This window comes from Streptomyces racemochromogenes (assembly GCF_044129415.1).
GTDB classification, from domain to species: domain Bacteria; phylum Actinomycetota; class Actinomycetes; order Streptomycetales; family Streptomycetaceae; genus Streptomyces; species Streptomyces racemochromogenes_A.
In genome coordinates, this window is sequence record NZ_JBBDHD010000013.1 from 48,425 (window position 1) to 65,920 (window position 17,496).

Annotated in this window: 11 protein-coding genes; 2 read left to right on the top strand and 9 right to left on the bottom strand. The window is 72.8% G+C overall.

Translation table 11 applies throughout. From position 1 onward, the window contains the following. The first annotated feature begins 120 nt into the window (after window positions 1-120). A complete protein-coding gene (locus WDV06_RS07665; RefSeq protein ID WP_395508876.1) occupies window positions 121-2,991 on the top strand; it encodes a bifunctional glycosyltransferase/CDP-glycerol:glycerophosphate glycerophosphotransferase in 2,871 nt (956 codons plus the stop codon). Next, window positions 2,988-4,136: a glycosyltransferase gene (locus WDV06_RS07670; protein ID WP_395508877.1), complete on the top strand. Its 1,149-nt coding sequence runs from the start codon at window positions 2,988-2,990 to the stop codon at window positions 4,134-4,136. The genes WDV06_RS07665 and WDV06_RS07670 overlap by 4 nt, the downstream gene beginning before the upstream one ends. 77 nt (window positions 4,137-4,213) lie before the next feature. Here the strand turns inward: WDV06_RS07670 and galE are convergent, their stop codons facing one another. The 9 genes from galE to WDV06_RS07715 all read right to left on the bottom strand — a co-directional run bounded on the left by galE (window position 4,214) and on the right by WDV06_RS07715 (window position 17,468). Then, on the bottom strand, window positions 4,214-5,230 hold the full coding sequence (galE, locus tag WDV06_RS07675) for a UDP-glucose 4-epimerase GalE (protein ID WP_395508878.1): 1,017 nt from the start codon (window positions 5,228-5,230) through the stop codon (window positions 4,214-4,216). A gap of 17 nt (window positions 5,231-5,247) precedes the next feature. Next, on the bottom strand, window positions 5,248-6,879 hold the full coding sequence (locus tag WDV06_RS07680) for a glycosyltransferase family 2 protein (RefSeq protein ID WP_395508879.1): 1,632 nt from the start codon (window positions 6,877-6,879) through the stop codon (window positions 5,248-5,250). A gap of 55 nt (window positions 6,880-6,934) precedes the next feature. Continuing rightward, window positions 6,935-8,380, bottom strand: coding sequence for a GTPase ObgE (gene obgE / locus WDV06_RS07685; protein WP_395508880.1), 1,446 nt, complete (start codon window positions 8,378-8,380; stop codon window positions 6,935-6,937). 170 nt (window positions 8,381-8,550) lie between these two features. Next, window positions 8,551-8,805, bottom strand: a complete 255-nt coding sequence (gene rpmA, locus WDV06_RS07690) for a 50S ribosomal protein L27 (RefSeq protein ID WP_008738950.1) — start codon at window positions 8,803-8,805, stop codon at window positions 8,551-8,553. A 13-nt stretch (window positions 8,806-8,818) separates the two neighbouring features. Then, the gene (gene rplU, locus WDV06_RS07695) at window positions 8,819-9,139 is read right to left on the bottom strand and encodes a 50S ribosomal protein L21 (protein WP_015033583.1); all 321 of its coding nucleotides are present in this window, start codon (window positions 9,137-9,139) and stop codon (window positions 8,819-8,821) included. 280 nt (window positions 9,140-9,419) lie between these two features. Next, window positions 9,420-13,370, bottom strand: a complete 3,951-nt coding sequence (locus WDV06_RS07700) for an Rne/Rng family ribonuclease (RefSeq protein ID WP_395508881.1) — start codon at window positions 13,368-13,370, stop codon at window positions 9,420-9,422. A 234-nt stretch (window positions 13,371-13,604) separates the two neighbouring features. Continuing rightward, window positions 13,605-14,384 (bottom strand): TIGR03936 family radical SAM-associated protein, encoded by a 780-nt coding sequence (locus WDV06_RS07705; protein ID WP_395508882.1) that lies wholly within the window; start codon window positions 14,382-14,384, stop codon window positions 13,605-13,607. 109 nt (window positions 14,385-14,493) lie between these two features. Next, the gene (locus WDV06_RS07710) at window positions 14,494-15,435 is read right to left on the bottom strand and encodes a hypothetical protein (RefSeq protein WP_395508883.1); all 942 of its coding nucleotides are present in this window, start codon (window positions 15,433-15,435) and stop codon (window positions 14,494-14,496) included. Between the two features lie 107 nt (window positions 15,436-15,542). Then, complete coding sequence (locus WDV06_RS07715; protein WP_395508884.1) at window positions 15,543-17,468, bottom strand: TIGR03960 family B12-binding radical SAM protein; 1,926 nt, start codon at window positions 17,466-17,468, stop codon at window positions 15,543-15,545. Window positions 17,469-17,496: the final 28 nt, after the last annotated feature.

Genomic DNA, 17,496 nt, shown 5'->3' on the forward strand with positions numbered 1-17,496 from the left:
GACCGGACCCGCGACTCACCTCTTCCTTAGAAGTATGCACGGCGCAGGTCGCCCTGCCCGAGTCGCGTGCGGCACACGGTAGCTTTGACGGGATAAGCGGAATGGAACGAAGGGATCGAGGTGCACGTGCCTGACGTCTCCGTGGTCGTCATCGTCTACAACGACGCAGAGCGTCTGCCGACAGCCGTCCGGTCGGTTTTGGACCAGACCCTGCGCGGGGTCGAAGTCGTGATCGTCGACGACTGCAGCAAGGACCGGTCCTACGAGGTCGCCCAGGAGCTCGAAGCGGCGCACCCCGGGCGGGTCCGCGCCTTCCGGCTGCCCGAGAACAGCGGCGGCTGCGGCGCGCCGCGCAACCACGGCATCAAGCAGGCCACCGGCACCTACGTCATGTTCCTGGACAGCGACGACGTCCTGGAGCGCAACGCCTGCCGCAACATGCTGGCCGCCGCCGAGCGGACCGGCTCCGACCTGGTATCGGGCATGTGCGTGCGCGTGCACCTCGACAACCGCTGGGGCAAGACCACCGAGTGGTACCCGTGGATCTACGCACGGACCCGCACCCTGGAGTCGATCACCGAGTACCCGGATCTGCTGGTCTACGACACCCTCTCCACGAACAAGTGCTACCGGCGCTCGTTCCTGCTGGAGCAGGGCCTGGAGTTCCCGGTCGGCATCCACTACGAGGACCTGCTGTTCTCGGCCCAGGCGTACGTGGCGGCCCGCCGCATCACGCTGATCCCCAACCACGTCTACTACTGGAACGTGGTCGAGAAGGCCGCGGCCAAGTCGATCAGCAACCGGCGCCACGAGATCGCGAACTTCGCCCACCGGATGGAGATCCACCGCCGGGTCGACGAGCTGCTGGCCGCCAAGGGCCACACCGCCATCAAGACCGCCAAGGACGCCAAGTTCCTCAAGCACGACCTCGTGCTGCACCTGCGCGACCTGCCGCTGCTGGGCGACGCCTACCGCCAGGAGTTCGCCCGGCTCGCCAACGGCTACCTGGCGGGCATCGACCCGGAGGCGTACGAGCACGTCACCCACCTCCAGGCCATCTGCGCCTACCTGCTCGGCAAGGAGGACTGGAAGAACCTCCTCGCCGCCGCCGACGCGATGACCAACAAGGGCCGGCTGTCCTCCCCGCTGGCCGAGCGCGACGGCCGCGTCTACTGGTGCGCCGAGCACCTCGACGACGCCGAGGGCCGCCGCATACTGGACGTCACCGCCCAGGGCTTCCACACCACGCCGCTGACCTCCCTGATCCTGGGCAACCGCCTGACCTCGTACGCGGACGACGGGCGCGGCAAGGTAACCCTCTCCGGCGCCGTCGTGAACCCCCTGGGCCGGATCGCGGAGGACGCCGAACTGTCGGCCTCCCTGGAGTTCCGGGCCCGGCGGCAGATCGGCGTGCGCTCCTTCAGCTTCCCCGTGGCAACCGTGCGACACGCCGGTGACACGATCGAGTGGTCCGCCACCGCCGACGTGGGCGGCACGGTCCGCCCGCTGGGCATCATCGACGCCGTCTGGGACGTGCGCCTGAAGCTCACCGCGGGCGGGGACCGCATCACCACCCGCGTCTCGGTCGGCGGGGTGGACCTGGAGTCCGCGGCCAGGCTGCGGGTGCGCCCCCGGCTGACCCGGCTGGTCTCCGACCGCTTCGAGCCGGAGATGACCAAGAAGGGCAACCTCTCCTACGTCCTGACCGCCGAGGGGGCCGCCGCCGTCCGCACCCAGTCGCTGATCAACAGCGCGATGCACGGCAAGGCCGCCGGAGTGGTCAAGCGCAGCCTTCGCCGCGCCCTGAAGGCCCGCCGCAACATCGGCTCGGGCGAGCAGAAGGTGAAGGTCTACCACGAGGTCTTCTCGAAGCTGCCCGTCAAGAAGGGCACCGTCGTCTTCGAGAGCCACATGGGCAAGCAGTACAGCGACAGCCCGAAGGCCATCTACGAGGAGCTGGTCCGCCAGAGGGCCCCCTTCGAGGCGATCTGGTCCTACGCGGGCGCCAAGCCCACCGGCTTCCCCAAGGAGGCCACCCTGGTCAAGCGCTGGAGCTGGCAGTACCTGAGGGCGCTGGCCCAGGCCGAGTACTGGGTGGACAACCAGGGCTTCCCGCTGGCCCTGTCCAAGCGCCCGGGGACCACCTACATCCAGACCTGGCACGGCTCCGCCCTCAAGCGGATGGGCTTCCACGAGCCCCGCACCAAGGCCCAGGGCAAGCCGGCCCAGGACAGGTTCCAGGCGGCCGTCGACCGCTTCGACCACTTCCTGATCCGCTCCGAGCACGACGTCCGCACCCTCGCCAAGGGCTTCCGGCTCCGCGACGAGGTGCTGCTGCGCACCGGCTACCCGCGCAACGACGCCCTGGTCGAGGCGCACCGGGCCGAGGCCGACAGCGGGGAGCGGGTGCGCGGGCCGCTCGCCGCCGAGCTGGGCATCGACCCGGACAAGCGGGTGCTGCTGTACGCGCCGACGTTCCGGGCCACCGCGGACGGCGCCGTCGAGGGCTTCGAGTTCCCCTTCGACGTGGAGGAGTTCGCCGACCGGCTCGGCGACCGCGTCACGCTGCTGGTGCGCACCCACTACCTCAACAGCGTCTCCCTCCCGCCCTCGGTCGCGGGCCGGGTGATCGACGTCTCCCGGCACCACGACATCACCCCGCTGCTCGCGCTCGCCGACGGGCTGATCACCGACTACTCGTCCGTGATGTTCGACTACGCGGTGCTGGACCGGCCGATGCTCTTCTTCGCGTACGACTACGAGAAGTACGCGACGGACATCCGCGGCACCTACTTCGACCTGCTGGACAAGGCCCCGGGCCCGGTGGTGGCCACGGCGGACGAGCTGATGCAGGCCGTCGCCGCCTTCGACGAGGCCGACGCCAAGTACGCCGAGGCCCGCCGCCGCTTCCTCGCCGAGTTCGGCGAGTACGACCGCGGGGACGCCGCCCGTCAGATCGTCGAGAAGTTCTTCACCAGGAGCGGCAAGTGAGCCGGGACATCTTCATCGTCTCCAACAGCGTGGACGAGCTCGGCGGTGTGACCACCTGGTCCCACCAGATGGCACGGCTCTTCACCGACCGCGGTCACCGCGTGCACATCGTCGGCATCGCCCCGGTCGCCGAGGAGATCCGGCAGAAGCTGCCCGCCGGCCTCCCGTACGAGATGACCACACTGTACGAGACCCACCCGCCGAAGGCCCGCCGGCTGCACGGCGTCAAGGGCCGCCTCAACGCCCCCGAGCGGCGCCGCCAGGCGGCCCGGCGGGCGGGCATGCGGGCCAGGGCGGACCGGCTGAGCGAGATGTTCCGGGCGGCCGGCCCGGGCGCCGTCGTGATCGTCACCCAGGTGTGGGCGATGGAGTGGGTGGCCCTCGCCGACACCAAGGGGCTCTCCGTCATCGGCATGAGCCACGAGTCCTTCGAGGCCAGCCAGAAGTCCACCCGGGGCGACCGGGTCCGGCGCTGGTACCCGGAGGTCGACCGGCTGCTGGTCCTCACCCCGGAGGACGCCGACCTGTGGATCCGGTCCGGCATGGAGAACGTCGACAGCATGCCGAACCCGCTGCCGTTCATGCCGGACTCCCCCGCCCCGCGCACCTCGAAGGTCGTCGCGAGCGTCGGCCGCCTGGCCTTCGAGAAGGGCGTGGACCTGCTGCTCGACGCCTGGGCGGACGCCGTTCCGCGCCACCCCGACTGGAAGCTGCGGATCTACGGGGCGGGCGTCGAGGAGGCCGGCCTGCGGGCGCACTGCACCTCGCTGGGGCTGGACGACTCCGTGGAGTGGATGGGCAGCACGGACGACGTCCTGGGCGCACTGAGCGGGGCCTCGGTCTTCGCCCAGGCCTCCCGGGCCGAGGGCTTCCCGATCACCCTCCTGGAGGCGATGGCGGCGGGCCTGCCCCCGGTCGCGTTCGACTGCGCGCCGGGCGTACGGGAGATCGTGCGGCACGGCGAGGACGGGCTGCTGGCCCGCCTCGGCAACACGATGGAGCTGGCCGGGCACCTCGACGCCCTGATGTCCGACCCCGCCACCCGCGACCGGCTCGGCGACGAGGCGTTCCGCAGCGTGCGCCGCTACTCCAGCGCGGAGATCACCGACCGCTGGGAGGAGCTGTTCGCCTTCCTGGAGCGCTGACCCCCCTCCCGCACAGCGGAAAGCCGCCCGCCCCGGACCGGCTCCGGGGCGGGCGGCTTCGCAGGCCCGAGGGGGCGTCAGACCGTGTGGGCGTCCCTGCGGCCCTCCTGCTGCGGGGCCCGGCGGTTCGCCTCCCAGCCCGCCCAGGCGGAGCTGATCATCTCGCGGACGTCGTGCCGGGCCTTCCAGCCCAGCTCCGCCGCGATCCGGTCGGCCGAGGCGACGACCTTCGCCGGGTCGCCGGGGCGGCGCGGGGTGACGACCGGCGCGTACGTGTGCCCGGTGCCCTCGTTCAGCAGCTCGACCATCTCCTTGACGGAGACGCCCTCGCCGCGCCCGATGTTGACCGTGAGGTCCTTGTACTCCCCCGCCGCGCCCCACTCGGCGAGCCTGCGCGCGGCCACCACGTGGGCGTCCGCCAGGTCCTCGACGTGGATGTAGTCGCGGATGCAGGTGCCGTCCGGGGTCGGGTAGTCGTCGCCGAAGATCCGGGCGCCCTCGCCGGCGTCGTAGCGCTCGAAGACCATCGGGACCAGGTTGAAGACGCCGGTGTCCGCGAGCTCGGGGGCGGCCGCGCCCGCCACGTTGAAGTAGCGCAGGCAGGCGGTGGAGATGCCGTGGGCCTTGCCGGCGGCCCGGACCAGCCACTCGCCGGCCAGCTTGGTCTCGCCGTACGGGCTCAGCGGCCGGCACGGGGTCTCCTCGGTGACGGAGTCCACGTCGGGCATCCCGTACACGGAGGCGGAGGAGGAGAAGAGGAAGTTGCGGATGCCGGCCTTGGCCACCGCCCCGAGGAGGACCTGGAGGCCCTCCACGTTCTCGTGGTAGTAGTACAGCGGCTTCTCGACGGACTCGCCGACCTGCTTCTTGCCCGCCAGGTGCACCACGCCGGTGATCTTGTGCTCGGCGATGGCCTCGTCGAGGGCGAGGCGGTCCAGCACCGAGGCGGTCACCAGCGGCACGCCCTCGGGGACCCGGTCCTCCCGGCCGGTCGAGAGGTCGTCGAAGACCACGACCTTCTGCCCCGCGAGCAGCATCGCGCGGACGACGTGCGCGCCGATGTATCCGGCGCCACCGGTGATCAGAAACGTCATGCGTATTCTCCCGAGCTCTAGCGTGACCTGCGCGCGCGGGCGCGGTCGAGGCGGTTGCGTACGAAGGTCAGCGCGCCCCCGGCACCGGGGGCGAGGCGCAGCGCCAGTGCGCCGGAGGCCGTGCGGTAGGGCTGCGCCAGCAGAACACCGTACCGGCTGCTGGGCAGGGCCCGGCGGCGGAGCAGCCCGTCGAGGGGGCGCAGCGAGGTGACCGGGGAGCTCCCGTCCGCGCAGTCCACGCCCGCCCTGACGTCCCAGGCCTGCAGGCCGCGCAGCCCCCGGCGGCGGCCCTCGGCGGCCAGGGCCGCGAGCCGGAAGGGGACCTCGGCGGTCCAGCCGTCCCCGTCGGCGGCGGGCCTCAGCTCCACCGGGCGCACCAGGACGGGGTCGCCGCCGGCGCGGGGCAGGAAGCTCAGCCGCACCGTCCGCGGGCGGGCCTGCGCGAGCCGCCCGTACAGGTCGCGCACCCGCAGCCGGACGGCCCCGCCCCCGGCGGGCTTGGCGTCGACGGTCAGGGGCAGGTCGGCGGCGGGCAGGTCGGCGAGGCCGTCCAGCGGGACCGGCAGCTCCTCGCTCCACACCGGCTCCCCCGCGGGGCCGCAGGCGTACGGCGGCAGCAGCCGGGCGGGCTCGGCGGCCAGGCCCGTCATCAGCCGCTCGACGTCGGCGGGCGGGGTCTTCGAGGCCAGCAGCACCCGGGCGGTCCAGCGGGCGCGGGCGGGGGCCGCGTCCAGGTCGGCGGCGGCGAAGCCGGCCAGGTAGTCGCGGGTCAGGGTCCACCAGGCGGCCCGGTAGCCGGGGTCCTTGCCGAGCTCGCGCAGGTACATGCGCAGGTCGTAGTCGAGGAACTTCACCTGGCAGGCGTGCCCCAGTTCCGGGGAGGCGTCCGCGAGGGTGCGGGAGGCGGTGCGGTGGGCCTCCACGCGCGAGCTCCAGTTGCCGATGTCCTTGCGGTCCAGGGAGATGGACACCTGGGCGGCGCGCCGGCGCACGTGCCAGACGTAGACGAGGTCGCCGACGACGGCGATGCGGGGGGCGGCAGCCAGGACCCGGGAGGTGAAGACGAAGTCCTCGTAGACGAACCGCCCGTCGGGGAAGCGGATCTTGTGCTCCTCCAGGAAGGAGCGGTCGTACAGCTTGTTGACGCAGAGGGTGTCGCGGACCAGCTCGGGCCGGTCGGCGGGCCGCTCGACGACCTCGCCCGGCGTGTAGAGACCGGGCATCCACGGCACGTCGCGGCCCTCGGGCAGCTCGCGCCGGACGCACGCGCCGACCGTGACGGGGGCCCGGTGCTCCTCGGCCGCCCGCACCAGGGCGTCGGCCGCACCGGGCGGCAGCACGTCGTCGCTGTCGAGGAAGAGGACGTACGGGGAGGTGGCGGCGGCGATCCCGTCGTTGCGGGGGGTGCCGCAGCCACCGCTGTTCTGCGTGCGGTGGATGACCTTCAGGCGCGGGTGGGCGGCCGACAGCTCCTCCAGCACCCGTGCGGTCCCGTCCGAGGAGGCGTCGTCGACGGCGATGACCTCGGCGACCACCGGGCCCTGGGCGAGGGCCGAGGAGACGGCCTCGCCCACGAGCCCGGCGTCGTTGTACGCGATCACGACCACGGACACCGAGGGGGTGTCACTGCTGGAATTGCTGCTGCTCACCCGCAGGATCCTAGGCGAACGGCGTAAAGCGGGCTTCAAGTCCGCCGACGGGCCGCTAGAAGGGACGGAACTCGTCGTACTCCTGCTGGGCGGCGTCGCCGCGCCGGGCTTCCTTCTCCTTGCGGCGCTGGGTGGCCGGACGCGGGGCCTCCATGCGGTGGTCCTCACCGCGGCGGCCCAGCATCTCGGCGCCGGCCATCATGGTCGGCTCCCAGTCGAAGACGACCGCGTTCTCCTCGGAGCCGATGGCCACGCCGTCGCCCGCCTTGGCACCGGCCTTCTTCAGCGCGTCCTCGACACCGAGGCGGTTGAGCCGGTCGGCGAGGTAGCCGACGGCCTCGTCGTTGTTGAAGTCGGTCTGGCGCACCCAGCGCTCCGGCTTCTCGCCGCGCACGCGGTACACGTCCTCGACCTCGTCGTAGGTGACGGTGAAGCCGGCGTCGTCCACGGCCTTCGGGCGGATGACGATACGGGTCGCCTCCTGCTTGGGCGTGCGGGCGCGGGCCTTGGCGACGACCTCGGCGAGGAAGTAGGAGAGCTCCTTCAGGCCGGTGCGGGCGACCGCGGAGACCTCGAAGACCTTGTAGCCGCGGGCCTCCAGGTCCGGGCGGACCATTTCGGCGAGGTCCTGGCCGTCGGGGATGTCGACCTTGTTCAGCACGACCAGGCGCGGGCGCTTCTCCAGACCGCCGCCGTAGAGCTTGAGCTCCTCCTCGATCAGGTCGAGGTCGCCGACCGGGTCGCGGTCCGACTCCAGGGTGGCGGTGTCCAGGACGTGCACGAGGACGGAGCAGCGCTCGACGTGGCGCAGGAACTCCAGGCCGAGGCCCTTGCCCTGGCTGGCGCCGGGGATCAGACCCGGGACGTCGGCGATCGTGTAGACGGTCGAGCCGGCGGTGACCACGCCCAGGTTCGGGACGAGGGTGGTGAAGGGGTAGTCGGCGATCTTCGGCTTGGCGGCGGAAAGCACCGAGATCAGCGAGGACTTGCCGGCGCTGGGGAAGCCGACGAGCGCCACGTCGGCGACGGTCTTCAGCTCCAGTACGACGTCGCCCGAGTCGCCGGGCTCGCCGAGGAGGGCGAAGCCGGGCGCCTTGCGGCGGGCGGAGGCCAGCGCCGCGTTGCCGAGGCCGCCGCGGCCGCCCTGGGCGGCCACGTACGTGGTGCCCTGGCCGACGAGGTCGGCGAGGACGTTGCCCTGCTTGTCGAGGACGACGGTGCCGTCCGGCACGGGCAGGACGAGGTCCTGGCCGTCCTTGCCGGAGCGGTTGCCGCCCTCGCCGGGCTTGCCGTTGGTGGCCTTGCGGTGCGGGCTGTGGTGGTAGTCCAGCAGGGTGGTGATCGCCTGCTCCACCACCAGGATGACGTCGCCGCCGCGGCCGCCGTTGCCTCCGTCGGGTCCGCCGAGGGGCTTGAACTTCTCCCGGTGAACGGAGGCGCAGCCGTGGCCTCCGTTACCCGCGGCGACGTGCAGCTCGACGCGGTCCACGAAGGTGGTCATGGGTGTTCCTCCAGATACTTACGGGAATGTCCCGGACAGGCCTTGCTGCCCATTAAACGTGTCTATGTGACAACGCGCCGAGGGCGGACCTCTCTTCCCGGCACGTGCCGGGAAGAGTTGAGATCCGCCCTCGGGGTGTTACGAACGCTTGTGATTCAGCAGGAGCTGGATCAGGCGGCCGGAACGATGTTGACGACCTTGCGGCCACGGTGCGTGCCGAACTGAACGGCACCGGCCTGCAGCGCGAACAGCGTGTCGTCGCCACCGCGACCGACACCCGCACCCGGGTGGAAGTGGGTGCCGCGCTGGCGGACGAGGATCTCGCCGGCGGAAACGACCTGACCGCCGAAGCGCTTCACGCCGAGCCGCTGAGCGTTGGAATCGCGCCCGTTCCGGGTGGACGATGCGCCCTTCTTGTGTGCCATGTCTCAGTCCCTCTTACTTCGCAGCCGCGGGGATACCGGTGACCTTGATCGCCGTGTACTGCTGACGGTGACCCTGGCGACGGCGGTAGCCGGTCTTGTTCTTGTAGCGCAGGATGTCGATCTTGGCGCCCTTGTGGTGGTCCACGACCTCGGCCGTGACCTTGATGCCGGCCAGGACCCACGGGTCGCTGGTCACGGCGTCGCCGTCGACAACGAGCAGGGTCGAGAGCTCGACCGTGTCGCCAACCTTGGCAGTGGAAATCTTGTCAACCTCAACGATGTCGCCGACAGCAACCTTGTGCTGGCGACCACCGCTGCGCACGATGGCGTACACGCGGATCTCTCTCTCACTCGGGGCGGAAACTCCTGAAGCCAGCCGCTCACGCGGGCCGGGGCCCACGGTGATCCGGAATGGACGAGCGGCCTCTCCCGTGTCCCGTCCGCTTGCGCGGAGGGTGCGGGAGGAAGGTGCTCAGGAGCGTGGCGCGCTGCACGGTAAACGTCCAGGACACGCCGACGGTCTAGGTTACGGGGCCGGTCCGAGCGGGTCAAACCGGGCCCCGCGCGCCCGCGGGGCCCCACCTCTCGGCAGGGCCCCGCGGACAGGGCGTCGATCAGTCCTCGGCCGGAGCCGAGACGGACGGCGGGGTCTGCTGCTCCGCCGCCGCGGTCTTCTTCGTCGCCCGCTTCGCGGCGGTCTTCTTGACCGTCGTCGTCTTCTTCGCGGCGGTCTTCTTGGCGGCCGCGGCCTTCTTGGCCGGGGCCTTCTTTGCCGTGGCCGCCTTCTTGGCCGGAGCCTTGCGGGCGGTCTTCTTGGCCGGAGCCGGGGCCTCGGCCTCGGCGTCCGCCTCGACGACCGGCTCGGCGACGGCCTTGGCCTCGGGCTCGGCCGCGGCGGCCGGCTCGGCCCCCGGGGTCTCGACGACCACGATGGCGGCCTCCGCCGCACCGGCGGGTGCGGTGGCCTTGCGGACGGCCCGGCGGCGCGGACGCGCCGGGGCGGCCTCCACGACGGGCTCCGGCGCGGCCACGGGCTCCGCGACCGGCTCGGCCTCGGCGACGGCCTCCACGACCGGCTCGGCCTCCACGACGGGCTCGGGCTCGGCGACGGCCTCCACGACCGGCTCCGGCTCGGGCTCCGCCTCGGCCACGGCCTCCACGGCCGGCTCGGGAGCCGGAGCGGTGGCCTTGCGGGTCGCCCGGCGACGGGTACGGCCCTTCGGCGCGGCCTCCTCGGCCACCGGGGCGGCCTCGACCGGGGCGGCCTCGACCGTCTCCGCGGCCTCCACGGCCTCGGCGACGACCTCGCCGACCGGCTCCAGCACCGTGTCGGCGGGCTCGGTGACCGGCTCGTCCGAGACGACCGGGGCCACCGGCGCCGGGGCGGCCTGCCGCTCGCCACCGCGCGGGGCACCCGCCGGGGCGGTCGCCTTGCGGGTGGCACGGCGGCGGTTGCGGCGCCCGCTGATGCCGGCCGCGGCCTCCGCCTCGGCCGGGCTGCTGTACAGCTCCTCGCCGGGGACGAACGCCGGCTCCGGCAGCGCGCGCGGCGCGGCGGCCTCGGCCGCCACCTCCGCCTCGGTCTCAGCCTCGAACACCTCGGCCTCGACGGTCTCGGCCGTCTCCAGCTCGTGCTCGTGCTCCAGGGCGCGGCCGCCACGGCGCTTGGCCCGCTTGCCGTTGCCGCCACCGCCGGGCGCGGCCGGGGTGTCCATGTGGACGATGACACCGCGGCCGTTGCAGTGGACGCAGGTCTCGGAGAAGGACTCCAGCAGGCCCTGGCCCACCCGCTTGCGGGTCATCTGGACCAGGCCCAGCGAGGTCACCTCGGCCACCTGGTGCTTCGTGCGGTCGCGGCCCAGGCACTCCAGCATGCGCCGCAGCACCAGGTCGCGATTGGACTCCAGGACCATGTCGATGAAGTCGATGACGACGATGCCGCCCAGGTCGCGCAGCCGCAGCTGGCGCACGATCTCCTCGGCCGCCTCCAGGTTGTTCCGGGTGACGGTCTCCTCCAGGTTGCCGCCCTGGCCCGTGAACTTGCCGGTGTTGACGTCGATGACGACCATCGCCTCGGTCTTGTCGATCACAAGGGAGCCGCCCGAGGGCAGCCACACCTTGCGGTCGAGCGCCTTGGCGAGCTGCTCGTCGATCCGGTACGTCGCGAAGACGTCCACCTCGGAGGTCCAGCGGGACAGCCGGTCGGCCAGGTCCGGGGCCACGTGGGACACGTAGCCGTGGATGGTCTCCCACGCCTGGTCGCCGCTGATGATGACCTTGGAGAAGTCCTCGTTGAAGATGTCGCGCACGACGCGGACGGTCATGTCCGGCTCGCCGTACAGCAGGCTCGGCGACGACGTCGTGATCTGCTTCGACTTCTTCTGGATGTCCTCCCACTGCGCCTGGAGACGCTCGACGTCGCGGCGCAGCTCGTCCTCGCTCGCGCCCTCGGCGGCGGTGCGCACGATGACGCCCGCGTCCTCGGGGACGATCTTCTTGAGGATGGTCTTCAGACGCGCGCGCTCGGTGTCGGGCAGCTTGCGGCTGATGCCGGTCATCGAGCCCTCGGGCACGTAGACCAGGTAGCGGCCGGGCAGCGAGACCTGGCTGGTCAGGCGGGCGCCCTTGTGGCCGATCGGGTCCTTGGTGACCTGCACCAGGACGGACTGGCCGGACTTCAGGGCGGACTCGATGCGGCGCGGCCCGTTGGCCATGCCGAGCGCCTCGAAGTTGACCTCGCCGGCGTACAGGACGGCGTTGCGGCCCTTGCCGATGTCGATGAAGGCGGCCTCCATGGACGGCAGCACGTTCTGGACCTTGCCCAGGTAGACGTTGCCGACGTACGAGGTGGCCTCTTCCTTGTTGACGTAGTGCTCGACGAGCACGTTGTCCTCAAGGACGCCGATCTGGGTGCGGTCGCCGTTCTGGCGGACGACCATCACGCGCTCGACGGCCTCACGGCGGGCCAGGAACTCGGCCTCGGTGATGATCGGCACACGGCGGCGGCCCTGCTCGCGGCCCTCGCGGCGGCGCTGCTTCTTCGCCTCCAGACGGGTCGAGCCCTTGATGGACTGCACCTCGTCGGACGGCTCGGCCTTCTCGCGCGCCGGGCGCGGCTCGCGGACCTTGACGACGGTGCGGACACCGTCCTCCTCGCCCGCCTCGACCTCGGCGGCGTCACCGCTGCGGCGGCGGCGACGGCGACGGCGACGGCTGGAGGAGGAACCGAGGGCCTCCTCGGCCTCCTCTTCCTCTTCCTGCCCGTCCTCCGCGTCGGCTGCCTCCGCCTCGGCCTCGTCCTCGGCGCTCTCGTCGAGGTCGGCGGCCTCACCGCGGCGGCGGCGACGGCCACCACGGCGGCGGCGGCGCGAGGGGCGCTCGTCCGACTCGTCGGCCTCGTCCTCGTCGAGGTCGGCGGCCTCGGCCTCCGGCTCCTCCTCGGCGTACTCGGCCTCGGCCGGGGCTGCCTCGGCGGCGGCCGGCTCGGCGGCGGCGCCACGACGGCGACGGCGGCGGCCGGCCGGCTGGGCGGCGGGAGCCTGGACCTCGGCGACCGCCTCGGCCTCCTCCTCCTCGGCCTCCTCCTCCGCCTCCACGGCGGCGGCCGCGGCAGCGGCGGCCAGGGCGGCGGTCTCCGGGGTCTGGAACATCGGCTCGGCGAAGACCGGGGCCTGGAAGACGGGCACCGCGGGACGCGCGGCACGGCGGGCGGCCCGGTTGGGGGCGGCGGGCGCCTCCGGCTCGGCGGCGGCCTCGGGCTGCGCGGGGGCGGCGGCCGGAGCGGCGGCCCGGGTGGCACGGCGGCGGCCGCGCTTCGGGGCGTCGACGGCGTCGGCGACGGTGACGGCGCGGGTGGCCGCCTTGGGGGCCTCGGCCGCGACAGGCGTCTCCTCGGCGGGCTCCTCGGCGGCGGCCGGAGCAGCGGCCGGGGCGGCCTCGGCCGCGGCCGGGGCGGCGACGGCGCGGGTGGCGCGACGACGGGTACGCGGAGCCGGAGCGGCCGGGGCCTCCTCCTCCACGACCGGGGCGGCGGGCGCGGCCGGGGCCTCCACGACGGCCTCGGCCGGCTCGGCGGCAGCGGCGGCCGGGGCGGTGACGGCGCGGGTGGCACGGCGACGGGCACGCGGAGCCGGAGCGGCCGCAGCCTCCTCCTCCACGGCCGGAGCGGCGGGCGCCTCGGCGACGACCGGAGCGGCCTCGGCGACCGGAGCGGCCACGGCACGGGTGGCACGGCGACGGGCACGCGGAGCCGGAGCGGCCGCAGCCTCCTCCTCCACGGCCGGAGCGGCCGGGGTCTCCACGACGACCTCCACGGGCTCGGCGGCGGCCGGAGCGGCCACGGCGCGGACCGCGCGGCGGCGGGTGCGGGGAGCCGGAGCGGCCGGAGCCTCCTCGGCCACGGCGGGCGCGGGGGCGGCGGCGGTCTCGGCGGGGGCCTCGGCGGCGGCGCCGCCGGGCGGACCGGCCGGCCGGGAGGCAGCGCGGCGGCGCCTGCGCGGCGGCAGGTTGTCGCTGGGGCTGCCGGAGTCGGCGGCGGGGGTGTTCTCGTTTTCGTTGTCGAGCATGCGGGCGGTTCTCCCGTCACGCTCCCGGGCGCCGCGGCTGACGTCCGGTCCGGCACGGCTCCGCGCGATGTACGCGGAGCCGGCCTCCGGGGCGCGTTCGCCACACGGGAGCTGTAGTCCATGGCCGCCGGTTCCGTACGTCTTGTCCGTACGGCCTGGCGGAAGTCTTCAGGTCAGTGCGCTGCCCGACCCAGGTGGCTCCCGAGTGCCAGGGCGGCGCGACGACGACGATCCCTACGCGGCGGGACCTTCCGGCGCCTTCGCGTCGGCGTTCACGGCGGCCGTGGGTGGGGCGGCCGTGTCGGCCTCGCGGTCGGGCGCGAGCGGGTCGGTCACCGTGCCGGACTCCTCGTCGAAGAGCCCCTGCGCCAGCCTGGTCACCGCAGCGGGGACCGGCGGCGCCAGGTCGGCCACAGCGTGGAGACCGGACAGGACGTCGTCGGGTCGCACGGCAGGTGTCAGATGCCGAACAACCAGCCGCAGTATCGCACAGGCATTGTCCAGCGGCCTATCAACCTGGGCCGGAAGGGCTTCGAGGCTGACGACCGCGCCGCGGGTGTCGAAGGTCCGCATCCCGTTCTTGGTGCGGCGCTGGACCTCCACCGTCTCGGCGGCCAGGAACGCGTCCACGGCCCGCTGGGCCTCGGCCGGCTCCACGCCCTCCAGGCGCAGCTCCCAGATGGAGGCGGTCAGCCGGTCCGCGAGCCCGGAGGTGCGGGCCTCCACGGCGTCGACGATGTCCAGGCCGAGCGGCATCGACTCGTCGAGCAGCTTGCGCAGCGTCTCCGGGTCGCGGGGCGCGGCGAGGGCGATCTCCAGGTACTCGGCCTCGCTGCCGGTGCCGGTGGGCGCGGCGTTCGCGTACGAGACCCGGGGGTGCGGGGTGAAGCCGGCCGAGTACGCCATGGGCACCTCGGCGCGGCGCAGGGCGCGCTCGAAGGCGCGCTGGAAGTCTCGGTGGCTGGTGAACCGGAGGCGGCCACGCTTGGTGTAGCGCAGTCGGATGCGCTGCACCACCGGTGCGGGAGGCGGGCCTTCGGGCTGTCGCTTGCCCAGTGGTTCTTCTCCTTGTGCGGGGCGTCGCGGCTCGCGCGCCGCCCTGAGTTCCGTCGACCCGTCCGGTTCACCCCCGCCGGTCGGGCAGGGAGATCTCGGCAGCGGGTGCCGCGTCGGCGGCTGTCGTACTACCCAGAGTACGCGCCCGTGACCTCGCCGGTTCCCCCGCGGGCCCACCGAAGAGCGCCCGCCGCACCTCGGCCCGCGCCTCGCGCACCGCGGCGCGGGCGGTGCGCCAGACCTGACGCACCGCGTGTCCGACGGGGGTGGCCACCTGCCGGTGGACCCAGGCGAGGGGCCGGGCGACGCAGCCGCGCCACAGCCACCGCGCTCCGCGGCCGAGGGCCCGGGTGATCCGGCCCGCGAGGTGCCAGGCGGGGGCGAGGACGTGCCGCCAGAGGAAGACGGCCGGCGGCACCAGCACGTGCACGACCAGCCAGGCCGCCCCCCGCCCGAGCGGGACGGCGGCGTACCGCCAGAGCCCCACCCAGGGCCAGACGAACACCAGCAGGCAGGCCCCGCGCACCAGCCACCGCACCCCGCGCCCCAGCGGGGTCAGCACCCGGCGGTACAGCCAGGCGAGCGGCGGGGCGACGACGTCCCGCAGCACCCACCCGAGGCCCGCCCCGACGGGCGCGAGCACGTACCGCCCGACGGCCAGCACCACCCAGGCGGCGCCCATCCCCAGAGGCCTCAGCCCGTACCGGTACACGGCCCCGCCGACCGGAGCGAGGAGGTACCGCCACATTCCCACCCAAGGCCAGTGGAAAACCACCAGCACGAGCGGCTTCAGCAGGTACCGCCACAGCCGCACGAGCCCCCATCCGAGGCCGTTCCCCAGCGGCGCGAGGACATGCCGCCCGAGCCCTCGGGCACAGGCCGCGACCAGGTCCCACACCACCCGCACGGGCAGTACCACCAGCACAGCCACGACCTTCACCGGCACCCTGACGGCCCCGGCCAGGCAGCCGTCCCCGCCGGGCCCGCCCTGCGCCTTCTCGATTTCCATGCCGCTAAGGACACCAGACCGGACCGCCCCGTTGCGCCGGCCCTGTGGATCACACGCGAGCGCCCCCCGCCGGATTCCGGCGGGGGGCGCTCGCGTACGGGTTCAGATCACTTCACCACGGACAGCGGCAGCAGCTTCTTGCCCGTGGGGCCGATCTGGATGTGGGTGTCCATCTGAGGACACACGCCGCAGTCGAAGCAGGGGGTCCAGCGGCAGTCCTCGACCTCGGTCTCGTCGAGGGCGTCCTGCCAGTCCTCCCACAGCCAGTCCTTGTCCAGGCCGGAGTCGAGGTGGTCCCAGGGGAGGACTTCCTCGTACGTGCGTTCGCGGGTGGTGTACCAGGCCACGTCGACGCCGTAGGCGGGCAGGGTCTTCTCCGCGGCCTGCATCCAGCGGTCGTACGAGAAGTGCTCGCGCCAGCCGTCGAAGCGGCCGCCGTCCTCGTAGACGGCGCGGATGACGTCGCCGATGCGGCGGTCGCCGCGGGACAGGAGGCCCTCGACGATGCCGGGCTTGCCGTCGTGGTAGCGGAAGCCGATCGAGCGGCCGTACTTCTTGTCACCGCGGATCTTGTCGCGGAGCTTGGCCAGGCGGGCGTCGGTCTCCTCGGCGGAGAGCTGCGGGGCCCACTGGAAGGGGGTGTGCGGCTTCGGGACGAAACCGCCGATCGACACCGTGCAGCGGATGTCGTTCTGGCCCGAGACCTCGCGGCCCTTGGCGATGACGTTGATCGCCATGTCGGCGATCTGGAGGACGTCCTCGTCGGTCTCCGTCGGCAGGCCGCACATGAAGTACAGCTTCACCTGGCGCCAGCCGTTGCCGTAGGCGGTGGCGACGGTGCGGATCAGGTCCTCTTCCGAGACCATCTTGTTGATGACCTTGCGCATGCGCTCGGAGCCGCCCTCGGGGGCGAAGGTCAGACCGGAGCGGCGGCCGTTGCGGGTCAGCTCGTTGGCCAGGTCCACGTTGAAGGCGTCCACGCGGGTCGAGGGCAGCGAGAGGCCGACCTTGTCGTCCGTGTAGCGGTCCGCGAGGCCCTTGGCGATGTCCGCGATCTCGGTGTGGTCCGCGGAGGAGAGGGAGAGCAGGCCGACCTCTTCGAAGCCGGTGGCCTTGAGGCCCTTCTCCACCATTTCGCCGATGCCGGTGATGCTTCGCTCCCGCACGGGGCGCGTGATCATGCCGGCCTGGCAGAAACGGCAGCCGCGGGTGCAGCCGCGGAAGATCTCGACGGACATCCGCTCGTGGACGGTCTCGGCGAGCGGGACGAGCGGCTGCTTGGGGTAGGGCCACTCGTCGAGGTCCATGACGGTGTGCTTGGAGACGCGCCACGGAACGCCGGAGCGGTTGGGCACGACACGGCCGATGCGGCCGTCCTCCAGGTACTCCACGTCGTAGAAGCCCGGGATGTAGACGCTGCCGGTCTTCGCGAGGCGCAGCAGCACCTCCTCGCGGCCGCCGGGACGGCCTTCGGCCTTCCAGGTGCGGATGATCTCGGTCATGTCGAGGACGGCCTGCTCGCCGTCGCCGATGACGGCCGCGTCGATGAACTCCGCGATCGGCTCGGGGTTGAAGGCCGCGTGGCCGCCCGCGAGGACGATGGGGTGGTCGACGGTGCGGTTCCGGGCCTCCAGCGGGATGCCCGCGAGGTCGAGCGCCGTGAGCATGTTGGTGTAGCCCAGCTCCGTGGAGAAGGACAGGCCGAACACGTCGAAGGCGGAGACCGGGCGGTGGCTGTCGACCGTGAACTGCGGCACCTGGTGCTCGCGCATCAGGGCTTCGAGGTCGGGCCACACCGAGTAGGTGCGCTCGGCCAGGACGCCCTCGCGCTCGTTGAGTACCTCGTAGAGGATCATGACGCCCTGGTTGGGCAGACCCACCTCGTACGCGTCGGGGTACATGAGCGCCCAGCGGACGTCACACGCGTCCCAGTCCTTGACGGTGGAGTTCAGTTCACCGCCGACGTACTGGATGGGCTTCTGCACATGCGGGAGCAGAGCTTCGAGCTGTGGGAAGACCGACTCGGACATCACGCGACTTTCGTGAAGCGGGCAGGGGGCG

Coding starts and splice junctions, on each gene's coding strand:
- galE (WP_395508878.1), bottom strand. CDS start 5,230: ATGACGTTTCTGATCACCGGTGGCGCCGGATACATCGGCGCGCACGTC.
- obgE (WP_395508880.1), bottom strand. CDS start 8,380: ATGACCACCTTCGTGGACCGCGTCGAGCTGCACGTCGCCGCGGGTAAC.
- rpmA (WP_008738950.1), bottom strand. CDS start 8,805: ATGGCACACAAGAAGGGCGCATCGTCCACCCGGAACGGGCGCGATTCC.
- WDV06_RS07700 (WP_395508881.1), bottom strand. CDS start 13,370: ATGCTCGACAACGAAAACGAGAACACCCCCGCCGCCGACTCCGGCAGC.
- WDV06_RS07710 (WP_395508883.1), bottom strand. CDS start 15,435: ATGGAAATCGAGAAGGCGCAGGGCGGGCCCGGCGGGGACGGCTGCCTG.